The organism is Kitasatospora sp. NPDC001539 (genome assembly GCF_040298565.1).
In the GTDB taxonomy this organism is placed as follows: domain Bacteria; phylum Actinomycetota; class Actinomycetes; order Streptomycetales; family Streptomycetaceae; genus Kitasatospora.
On the sequence record NZ_JBEPAK010000253.1, the window covers coordinates 1 to 10,140 of the forward strand.

General features: G+C 73.2%; 8 protein-coding genes. 4 read left to right on the forward strand and 4 right to left on the reverse strand.

The annotated features are described in order from the left end of the window. Positions 1-104: 104 nt before the first annotated feature. The 3 genes from ABT247_RS27955 to ABT247_RS27965 form a co-directional block, all read right to left on the reverse strand. A complete protein-coding gene (locus tag ABT247_RS27955) occupies positions 105-761 on the reverse strand; it encodes an NADPH-dependent F420 reductase (RefSeq protein ID WP_350747681.1) in 657 nt (218 codons plus the stop codon). Positions 762-948: 187 nt separating this feature from the next. Further along, positions 949-2,493: an FAD-dependent monooxygenase gene (locus ABT247_RS27960; RefSeq protein ID WP_350747684.1), complete on the reverse strand. Its 1,545-nt coding sequence runs from the start codon at positions 2,491-2,493 to the stop codon at positions 949-951. A 175-nt stretch (positions 2,494-2,668) separates the two neighbouring features. Continuing rightward, positions 2,669-3,283 (reverse strand): TetR/AcrR family transcriptional regulator, encoded by a 615-nt coding sequence (locus ABT247_RS27965; protein ID WP_350747687.1) that lies wholly within the window; start codon positions 3,281-3,283, stop codon positions 2,669-2,671. Between the two features lie 203 nt (positions 3,284-3,486). Here ABT247_RS27965 and ABT247_RS27970 point away from each other — a divergent pair, with 203 nt between their 5' ends. Next, positions 3,487-3,891, forward strand: a complete 405-nt coding sequence (locus ABT247_RS27970; protein ID WP_350747689.1) for a hypothetical protein — start codon at positions 3,487-3,489, stop codon at positions 3,889-3,891. Positions 3,892-3,967: 76 nt separating this feature from the next. Here ABT247_RS27970 and qcrB read toward each other — a convergent pair whose 3' ends face one another. Next, positions 3,968-5,590 carry a cytochrome bc1 complex cytochrome b subunit gene (gene qcrB, locus ABT247_RS27975; RefSeq protein WP_350747700.1) on the reverse strand — a complete coding sequence of 541 codons (1,623 nt, stop codon included), beginning with the start codon at positions 5,588-5,590 and terminating at the stop codon, positions 3,968-3,970. A 408-nt stretch (positions 5,591-5,998) separates the two neighbouring features. On the opposite strand from qcrB, the gene ABT247_RS27980 reads away from it, so the two are divergent. The 3 genes from ABT247_RS27980 to efeB all read left to right on the forward strand — a co-directional run bounded on the left by ABT247_RS27980 (position 5,999) and on the right by efeB (position 10,099). Next, positions 5,999-6,316: a hypothetical protein gene (locus tag ABT247_RS27980; protein ID WP_350747692.1), complete on the forward strand. Its 318-nt coding sequence runs from the start codon at positions 5,999-6,001 to the stop codon at positions 6,314-6,316. Positions 6,317-6,554: 238 nt separating this feature from the next. Next, on the forward strand, positions 6,555-8,726 hold the full coding sequence (gene efeU, locus ABT247_RS27985) for an iron uptake transporter permease EfeU (protein ID WP_350747694.1): 2,172 nt from the start codon (positions 6,555-6,557) through the stop codon (positions 8,724-8,726). After that, positions 8,726-10,099, forward strand: a complete 1,374-nt coding sequence (gene efeB / locus ABT247_RS27990) for an iron uptake transporter deferrochelatase/peroxidase subunit (protein WP_350747697.1) — start codon at positions 8,726-8,728, stop codon at positions 10,097-10,099. Before efeU ends, efeB begins: the two co-directional genes overlap by 1 nt. The last annotated feature ends 41 nt before the right edge of the window (positions 10,100-10,140 follow it).

Genomic DNA, 10,140 nt, shown 5'->3' on the forward strand with positions numbered 1-10,140 from the left:
GCGTACCGGGGGCCGGGCGCCGGCGGCCGGTACTGCCGCCGGGGCCCGCTGCCGGGGAAGGCTGCCGGGGACCGCTGCCGGGGAAGGCTGCCGGGGACCGCCGGCTAGCCGGCCCGCCGGAAGGAGTAGTTGAACTCGGCGTCGCCGAAGTGGCCCATCATCCGGAGCCAGAACGGCATCAGCATCTCCGTCGCCCGGGCACCGGCGATGTCCCCGAGGTCGACGATCCACTCGGACGGCCAGCCGAACTCGCCGAGCAGCGCCACCGTCTCGGCCTTGGCGCCCGCGTCGTTCCCGGCGATGAACAGGTTGTGCTCGCCGGTCAGCTTCGCCGGCTCGACCATCAGCGCGCAGTTCAGCGTGTTGAGCGCCTTCACCACCCGGGCCTCGGGGAACTCGCGCTGGATCCGCTCGCCGACGCTGTCGGTGTTCACCGGGTCGAGGCTCACCCCGCCGTCCGGGCCGAACACCAGCGGGTTGGAGACGTCGATCAGCAGTTTTCCGGACAGGTGCTCGGCCCCGGCCGCGCGCAGCGCCTCGAGCGAGACCGTCCCGCCGGTCGCGTTGATCACCAGCTCGCCGAAGGCCGCGGCCTCGGCGAAGGTCCCGGCGTGCCCGTCGGGACCGGCCTGTCCGGCCCAGGCCAGCGCCTTCTCGTTGTCCTTGTCGCGCGAGCCCAGCGTCACCCGGTGGCCCAGCGAGATCAGCTTGCCGCCCAGCGTCTGCCCGACGACGCCCGTACCGATGATTCCGATCCGCACCGCATCCCCGTTCGTCCGGTCGAGACCCGTGCCCGGTGGCACGGGCCGCGAGGAGCATAGTTGACGACCGGTCATCCGGAGGGTCATCCGGAGCTGCCATCCGGGTGGGCCGTCCGAGCGGGTCACCCGGGCGGTGATCCGGTGGGCGGGCCATCCGAGCGCGGTCCGGGGTGCCGGGTGCGGGCGCTCAGTGGCGCGGTGCGCCGAACCAGGTGCGCAGCGCCCGCTCCAGCCCCTCCGGGTCCGCCTCGCCGACCTCGCAGGCCCAGGCGACGTAGCCGTCCGGGCGCAGCAGCAGGGCCCCGGCCGGCGGCTCGGCGCACTCGGCCGTCACCAGGTCCACCCGGTCCCGCCACCCGGCGGCTCGCCCGGCCGGCCCGAGCGAGCCGCCGCCCGCCAGGCCGAGCAGCAACGGCCGCCCGCTGCGGGCGAGTTCGGCGAGCCGGAGCTTCCCGTCGGCGGTGGTCAGGGTGAGGTCCGGCGCGAAGCGCCCGGCCGCGGGGTGGGGGCAGCCGGTGTCGTAGCGGATGTCGCTGCCCGCCATCAGCGCGGCGATCCGGGCGAGGTTGTCCTCGTGCGAGAGCAGTTCGCCGACCAGGGCGCGCAGCGCGGTGGTCCCGGGCCCGGGGGCCATCAGCGCGATCTGGGCCTGGGAGTGCATGAACACCCGTCGGCCGATCGGGTGGCGTTCCCGGTGGTAGCTGTCCAGCAGGCCGGGCGGGGCCCAGCCCCGGAGTTCGGCGGCGAGCTTCCAGCTGAGGTTGGCGGCGTCCTGCAGCCCGAGGTTGAGGCCGGGGCCGCCCGTTGCGGCGTGCACGTGGGCGGCGTCGCCGACCAGTAGGACGCGGCCGTCGCGGTAGCGCTCGGCGAGCCGGGTGTTGTGGCCGACGGTGCGGCGCGGGGTGAACGGGCCGGCGGTCCGCGCCGGGGTGAGTGGCAGGTCGGCGCCGGTCACCCGGCGGACGCTGGCGCGCAGTTCGTCCAGGGTGAGCGGAGTCCCCTGGTCCACCGGCGGCCCGCCCCACTCCATGGTGGCGATCATGACGGCGTCCGGGTTGAAGGGGGAGAGCACGAACACGCCGTGCTCGGTGCGGGTGTGGGTGTACGGGCGGAACGGGGTCGGGCAGCCGGGCAGCAGCACCTCGCCGGCGTCGGTGGTGCGGATCCCCTCGGGCGGCCGTACGTGCGCGATGCGGGAGACCGGGTCGGGCGAGGTGACGCCGGGGAAGCCGATGCCGGCGAGCTTGCGGACGGTGCTGCGGCCCCCGTCCGCGCCGACCAGGTAGCGGGCGCGCAGACGCCCGGTGCCGTCGGGGCCGTGGTACTCGACGGTCACCCCGGTCGCGTCCTGGGTGAACCCGGTGACCTCGCAGCCGCGGCGCACGGTGACGCCGAGCTCTCCGGCGCTGCCCTCCAGGACCTCCTCGATCCGCTGCTGGGGTACGGGCAGGGCGTACAGCGGGTTCCCGGGCAGCAGCGCCAGGTCGAGCGGGAAGGCGCCGAACACGAAGCGGGCGACCGGCCGGGGCGCGTCCGGGCTGCCGCTGAGCGGTTCGTGGAGGCCGCGGTGGTCGAGCAGGCGCAGCACCTGGCCGACCAGTCCGTTGGCCTTCTGCTCGCCGGAACGTCCGGGCAGCCGGTCCAGCACCACCGGCCGGACTCCGGCCAGGGCCAGTTCGCGGGCCAGGAACAGCCCGACCGGGCCGGCGCCGACGATGACGACGTCGTGCATGGGGTCCCCCCTCTGGGACGGTGGTCAGCACGTGGCTCCACGGGGCGGGTTCGCCCGGTGGAGGAGACTGTGTGGGCGCGCGCGGCGGGTGCCGCAGGCGCGTGGCGCGGTGTGCGCTCGGGTGCGCGCGCCGGGTGACGGCCGCGGGGCGGGCGACGGGAGGCGTGCGGCGGCCTCAGCGGGACGACGGATCGGGCAGCCCCGCGGCCAACTGCCGCAGCGCCTCGGCGAACAGCGGTTTGAAGGGCACCACCGGATCGGTGGTCAGGTAGTGCTCGTTGGCCACCTGCAGCGCCGAGAGCGCCGCCGAGGCGACCAGCTTCGGGTAGAGGTCGCGCTCGGCGTCGGTGCCGGTCCGGGCGGCCACCGCCGCCGCCAGGTCGGCCCGCGCCCGCGCGCCGCCGCGGACCAGCTCGGCCTGCAGCGAGGGCTCGCGCAGCAGCACCCGCACGGCGGCGACCCAGCCCGGTTCGGGCTCCTCCTCCGCCCCCTCGAAGGGAGCGACGAGGGCGTGGGTGAGCGCCTCCCACAGCGGTTCCCCGGCGGGCCGCGCGCGCAGTGCCTCGGCGGCCCGCAGGATCCGGTCGCGGTGCCGGGAGACGATCGCCTCGGCCTTGCTGGAGAAGTAGTTGTTGTAGGTGCGCGGGGACACCCCGGCCGCGGCCGCGATGTCCTCCACCCGGACGTTCTCCAGCCCCCGTTCCACCGCCAGGCGCAGCGCCGCCCAGCTGAGTGCCTCCCGCGTCGCGGCCTTCTTCCGTTCCCGCAGGCCGGGCTGTCCCTCCGTCATGGACTCCACTGTGGGGTAAACGTGCGCGCCGCGCAATAGTGCGCGTCACGCAAGTTTTTCCCGGGTCGGTTCGCCGTGGCGAGCCGCCTCCGACCTGCGGTTGGTCGCTGGTAGTAGTTGCGTGGTCGCGGAGCGATCCCCTCGGGCGCCCGGGCCCCGCAGGTTTTCCGGCGGGACGACTCGACAGGACGTGAGGAGCGGTCATGGGTGGCAGACAGCGTCCGCCGAAGGCGCGGACCCCTCGCCAGGGCAGGCCCGGGGCAGGCGGCGCCGGCCGGGTGAACCCCCGGGTGGGGCTGGCCCGGCTGGAGGGCTTCCTCGCCTGGGAGGCGGAGGTCGCGGCCGCCGAGCGGGACGCCCGGGCCTTCGCCGCCCAGTTCTCCTGGCTGCCGGACGCCGAGCGGGAGGGTCTCGAACGGGCTTATCTGGTCGACCGGTTGAACTACGCCGAGGACGTGGTCGACCGCGCGGTCGAGCGCTGCCGTCGGCTCGCCGCCCGCTACCGGGCCGAATGCCGCCGGATCTGCGCCCGCTGGGCGGCGCTCTGCCTCACCGTCACCCTGGCGGCGGCGCTGTTCGCCGTGGTCCCCGCGGTCCTGCGGGCCTGAGCCCGCCCCCCTGCAGGACGAAGGGCCCGCTGCGCCGATCCCGGCGCAGCGGGCCCTTCCGTGCGGAGGCGGAGCGTCAGTGGTGGCCGTGGCCGCTGGTGATCTCCTCGTGCTCCTCCACCGTCGGCTTGGGGATCTGGCTGCCCCGGCCGTAGAACCCGCGGGACAGCTTCGCCCGGGTGCGCCGCCACAGCCCGGCCCTGCGGACCACGCCGTTCTCGTCCACCTCGGGCTCCAGCGTCATCGGTTGGGGCTGGTCGTGGGAGGTGAGGGTGTACAGCCGGCCCTGCGGCAGCGGCGCGTGCACCTCGATGTACTCGCCGTGCTGGAGCCGGTTGATGACCCCGGTCTCCCGGCCGTGCAGCACCTTCTCCTTGTCCCGCCGCTGCAGACCCAGGCACCACCGCTTGGTGATCACGAAGACCACCACCGGTACGGCGAAGAAGCCGGCCCGCACCGCGTAGGTGATCGCGTTGATCGACAGGTGGAAGTGCGTCGCCAGCAGGTCGTTGCCGCCGCCGGCCAGCAGGATCAGGTAGAGGCCCATCCAGGCCGCGCCGAAGGCCGTCCGGACCGGGGCGTTGCGGGGCCGGTCGGCGATGTGGTGCTCGCCGCGGTCCCCGGTGACCCAGGCCTCCAGGAACGGGTAGCACCAGATGACCAGCAGGACGAGCGGGAAGACCATCAGCGGGATGAACACCCCGAGGTTCAGGGTGTGGCCGCCCCAGACGCTGATCTCCCAGCCGGGCATCACCCGGATCAGGCCCTCGGAGAAGCCCATGTACCAGTCGGGCTGGGCGTCGGTGGACACCTGGTCGGGCCGGTACGGGCCGTAGGCCCAGATCGGGTTGATCGTGGCGATCGCCGACATGACCGCGACCACGCCGAAGACCAGGAAGAAGAAGCCGCCGGCCTTCGCCATGTACACCGGCATCAGCGGCATGCCGACCACGTTCTCGTTGGTCCGGCCGGCCCCGGCGAACTGGGTGTGCTTGTGGTAGAAGACCAGGATCAGATGCGCCGCCAGCAGGCCCAGCATGATGCCCGGGATCAGCAGGATGTGGACGGTGAACAGCCGCGGGATGATGTCCGTGCCCGGGAACTCCCCGCCGAAGATGAAGAACTGCAGGTAGGTGCCGACGATCGGGACGGACAGGATCGCGCCCTCCATGAACCGGATGCCGGTGCCGGAGAGCAGGTCGTCGGGCAGCGAGTAGCCCATGAAGCCGTCGAACATGCCGAGGATCAGCAGTAGCGCGCCGAAGACCCAGTTGATCTCGCGCGGCTTGCGGAAGGCCCCGGTGAAGAAGACGCGCATCATGTGGGTGAGCATCGAGGCGATGAAGACCACGGCCGCCCAGTGGTGGATCTGGCGCATCAGCAGGCCGCCGCGGACCTCGAAGCTGATGTTGATCGTCGAGGCGTAGGCCTCCGACATCGGGATGCCCTTGAGCGGGACGTAGGACCCGTCGTAGACGACCTCGCCCATGCTCGGGTTGAAGAACATGGTGAGCCAGACGCCGGTCAGGATGATGATGATGAAGGTGTAGAGCGCGATCTCGCCCAGCATGAAGGACCAGTGGTCGGGGAAGATCTTGCGCAGGTTGGACTTGGCCAGGGCGTAGATGCCGAGCCGGCCGTCGGTCCAGTCGGCCAGGGCCTCCGCCTTGTTGGCGGGCCTGGCGCGCGTGCTGGTCACCGGTCCCGGCTGCGACTGCTGGTCGGTTCTCACGACGGGCTCCCCGGCGTTCTCGGCGTGCCGTGGTGGAGGCCCGCCGGCGGGAACGCCGGCCGGCGAAGTGTTGTGATCATGGGACCTCTCGATACGGGCCAGCCGGTCTGACCGGCGCGCGGACCAGGTGTTCCGCTGGACCCGTTGCTCAGGGTGATGGAGCGCTTACTCTGTCATGCTGTCGGCAGGGGGCCGACTGTGCACGTCCATCGGCCCGTCCGGCCCTGCGTGTCGGGCCGGACGGGGGGTGTCGACGCCCGATCGGGCTGCCGCCGGCCGGCCCGGCGGGCGGCGATGCTGCGCTCGGGTGCAGCTGGACCGCTCCGGGGCGCGCCGCGTCCGGGCGTTTCCCGGGGTGGGGCCTACGCTGCGCCAATGGCGGATCACCCTGAACTCTTCGAGGACGTCACCGAGGCACTGGCCCGCGCCGGGTTCGACAGCGGACCGGGCCGCTCGCCCCTGTGGATCGGCCACCATCCTGACGGCGTGGTGGTCGGCTGGTCGCCCGGCGCCGCACCCGACGGGCCGCCCTCCGAGGAGGCGCGGGCGGCGGTGCGCGCCGCGGCCGCGCTCGTCCTGCGCGAGTGCGGGTTCGTGGTCACCGAGACGGAGGAGGGGGCGCTGGTGGTGTGCTGCGCCGAACCGGTGACGGTCCCTCCGGAGTCGGAGGCGCCCGAGCAGTGGTGGGGGTGACGCCGGTCTCACTCCGCCCCCGAGGCGCGCCGGGTTGGCGACCGCATGGGTGTTCCCATACCGAATCCTTACCTGCGGCAGGGGTCCAGTTGACCCCGGCGACCCTAAGGTTTGCCTAAGCTAAGCGAAGCGCCCTGGACCTCGTGTCCGGGGCGTTCGCCATGCCGTTCCGCCGTCGTCGCGGCGGAGCGCCGAGGACAGGTACGACCCGGGGCGCCCCGGGGGAGGAGCCCGCTGCATGTGGGATGAGGCGTTTCCCAGCTTTCTGATCGGGCTGCGTGAAGGACTGGAAGCGGGCCTGGTCGTCTCGATCCTGGTCGCCACCCTGGTGCGGGCCGGTCAGAAGGGCCGGCTGCCCCAGGTGTGGACGGGCGTCGCGGGGGCCGTCGCCCTCAGCCTCAGCTTCGGCGCGGTGCTCACCTTCACCGCCGCCAGCCTCTCCGGCCGCGCTCAGGAGGCCTTCGGCGGGGTGCTGAGCCTGATCGCGGTCGGCTTCGTCACCGCGATGGTGTTCTGGATGCGCCGCTCGGCGCGCACCCTCTCCGCCGACCTGAAGGAGAAGGTGCAGGCCTCGCTGGCGATGGGCGCCGGCGCGCTGGTGCTCACCAGCTTCCTCGCGGTGGCCCGCGAGGGCCTGGAGACCTCGCTCTTCCTGTGGACCAACGTGCGCACCGCCGGGGAGTCCACCGGCCCGCTGATCGGTGCCGCCGTCGGCCTGGTGCTCTCCGCCGGCCTGTGCTGGGGGCTGTACCGCCGGGCGCTGAGGATGAACCTCACCCGGTTCTTCACGGTCACCGGCGTCGGTCTGATCGTCGTCGCGGCCGGCGTGCTGGGCTACGGCCTGCGCGACCTCCAGGAGTCCGGGCTGGTGGGCGGCGGCAGCACGTACGCCTTCGACCTGAGCGGGCACCTGGACGCCTCCTCCTGGTACGCCACGCTCGTCCAGGGCACCCTCAACCTGACCGTCACCATGACGGTGCTCCAGGTCGTCGGCTACGTCGCGTACCTGAGCATCGTGATGACGCTGTTCGTCGAGGGCATCCGGGGCGGGAAGGCCGCCCCGGCGGCGGCCGCCACGGGGAAGGCGGCTGCCGGGAAACCCGCCGGAAGCACCGCGGGCGCGGAGAAGGCCGCAGGCGGCGGGGAGGCGGCCGCGACCGGGGAGAAGCCTGCGACTGGGGAGGCGGCGACCGGGGCGAAGGCCGCGACCGGGGAGGCGGCGACCGGGGGGAAGGCCGCGCCGGCGCGTCCGGGCCGTCCGCGCTGGGTGCTGTCGACCGCGCTGGTCGCCGTGCCGGTCGTGGTGGCCGGCGTCGTGATCGCCGCGAGCGACGGCAAGCAGGACAGCGCCGCCACCGTCTCGGTGTCCGAGCAGGAGTGCGGCAAGGGCTTCGCCGCCCCGAAGCCCGGGCAGCAGGTGTTCCAGATGCACAACACCGGCGACAAGGTCTCCGAGGTATACCTCGTCAACCCGGGGACCGGCGCCGTCTACGGCGAGATCGAGGGCCTCGCCCCCGGCACCACCCGTGCGCTCACCGCCACCATCGGCTCCGGTGACTACGCCTGGCGCTGCGTGCCCACCGGCGGGAACTCCGTCACCTCCTCCGCCGTCCACGTCAGCGGCGGTGCCGAGGTCAAGGCCGTCAAGCCGGTCTCCGAGGACGACCTCAAGGGCCCGCTGGACGGCTACAAGGACTACGTCGTCCAGGGCCTCGCGACCCTGATGACCCAGAGCCAGAAGCTCCAGGCCGACGTGCACGGCGGCGACCTCACCGCGGCCAAGGCCGACTGGCTCACCGCCCACCTGCAGTACGCCTCGCTCGGCGCCGCCTACGGCACCTTCGCCGACCTCGACAAGAAGATCGACGGCCGCGCCGACGGATTCGCCGACAAGGCCGACGACAAGGACTTCACCGGCTTCCTGCGGCTGGAGTACGGCCTCTGGCACGGCCAGTCCGCCGCCGACCTGACGCCCGTCGCCGACGAACTCGCCCAGAACGTCGCCAAGCTGGTGCACGACTTCCCCGGCCAGGACTTCAACCCGGGCGACCTGCCGCTGCGCGCGCACGAGATCCTCGAGAACACCCTGCAGTTCGAGCTGACCGGCGACACCGACATGGGCAGCGGAACCAACCTGGCCACCGCCCAGGCCAACCTGGCCGGCACCCAGGAACTGCTGACCCTGCTGAAGCCGCTGCTCGACGAGCGGGACCCGCAGGTGCTGGTCCGGGTCGACGCCGGGATGAAGCGGGTGGGCGACCTGCTCGCCGCCGCCCGCACCGCCGACGGCTGGACCCCGCTGGACAAGCTGCCCGCCGACGACCGCCGCCGGCTGAACGGCGCCACCGGCCAGCTGCTCGAAGACCTCTCGCCCATCCCCGCACTCCTCGAGATCCGGAAGGCCGCCTGATGACCGACCAGACCGCAGCCACCGGGTCCTGCCCGTTCCCGCACGCCGCCGCCGGGGCCGGGGCCCTCGGGGCTGCTCGGGCCGCCGACGCTGAAACCCACGCCGGCGCGGGCGCCGCGCAGGGCGGCTGCCCGGCCGGACCGGCCCGGCGCAGCTTCGTGCGGGCCGCACTCGGCGCCGGCGCCGGGGCCGCCGTCCTCGCCGGCGGAGCCTTCACCCTCGGCGCCGGCCCGGCCTCCGCCGGGGACAGCCACCAGACGAAGGCCGGAGCCGTCCCGTTCCACGGCGACCACCAGGCCGGTGTCACCACCCCGGCCCCGGCCCACGCCGCCTTCGTCTCCTGCCAGGTGATCGCCCAGGACCGCAAGGGCCTGGAGGACCTCTTCAGGACGCTGACCGAGCGGATCCGCTTCCTCACCGCCGGCGGCACCCCGCCCGACCTCGGCGTCGGCGCTCCGCCGTCCGACAGCGGCATCCTCGGCCCGGTGGTGCCCACCGACAACCTGACCGTCACGGTCGGCGTCGGCGCCTCGCTCTTCGACGACCGGTACGGACTGGCCAAGGCCAAGCCGGTCCGGCTGACGCCGATGAAGACCTTCCCCAACGACAACCTCCAGGCCGCCGAACTGCACGGCGACCTCTCGCTGCAGATCTGCGCCGACCGGCAGGACACCGTGCTGCACGCGCTGCGCGACATCACCCGGCACACCCGCGGCGCGCTGCAGATCCTCTGGCGGATCGACGGCTTCCAGAACCAGTCCCGGCCGGACGGCGCCCAGCGCAACCTGCTCGGCTTCAAGGACGGCATCGTCAACCCGGACACCACCTCCTCCCGCGAGATGGACCGACTGGTCTGGGTGACCGACGGGATGGGCGAGCCCGGCTGGGCGACCGGCGGCAGCTACCAGGTGATCCGGATCATCCGGATGCTGATCGAGTTCTGGGACCGCGTCACCCTCACCGAGCAGGAGAAGATGTTCGGCCGCCGCCGCGACACCGGCGCCCCGCTGGACGGCCACCGGGAGACCGACGCACCGGACTACGGCAAGGACCCGGAGGGCAAGGCGATCCCGCTGGACGCGCACATCCGCCTCGCCAACCCGCGCACCGCCGACACCGACACCTCGCGCATCCTGCGCCGCGGCTACAACTACGACCGGGGCGTCGACAAGGCCGGCAACCTGGACATGGGCCTGGTGTTCTGCTGCTACCAGCAGGACGTCGTGCGGCAGTTCGAGGCCACCCAGACCCGGCTGATCGACGAGCCGCTGGTCGACTACATCTCGCCGACCGGCGGCGGGTACTTCTTCGTCCTGCCAGGCGTGAAGGACGAGGCCGACTGGCTCGGGCGCGGGCTGCTCGCCGCCGTCTGAGGGTGAGTGCGACGGCGGGCCGGTGCCGGGAGCACCGGCCC

Bases quoted from the DNA above. Each gene is read 5' to 3' on its own strand.
- ABT247_RS27980 (WP_350747692.1), top strand. From the start codon at position 5,999: ATGGCGGATCACCCTGAACTCTTCGAGGACGTCACCGAGGCACTGGCC.
- ABT247_RS27965 (WP_350747687.1), bottom strand. From the start codon at position 3,283: ATGACGGAGGGACAGCCCGGCCTGCGGGAACGGAAGAAGGCCGCGACG.
- efeU (WP_350747694.1), top strand. From the start codon at position 6,555: ATGTGGGATGAGGCGTTTCCCAGCTTTCTGATCGGGCTGCGTGAAGGA.
- efeB (WP_350747697.1), top strand. From the start codon at position 8,726: ATGACCGACCAGACCGCAGCCACCGGGTCCTGCCCGTTCCCGCACGCC.
- ABT247_RS27970 (WP_350747689.1), top strand. From the start codon at position 3,487: ATGGGTGGCAGACAGCGTCCGCCGAAGGCGCGGACCCCTCGCCAGGGC.
- ABT247_RS27960 (WP_350747684.1), bottom strand. From the start codon at position 2,493: ATGCACGACGTCGTCATCGTCGGCGCCGGCCCGGTCGGGCTGTTCCTG.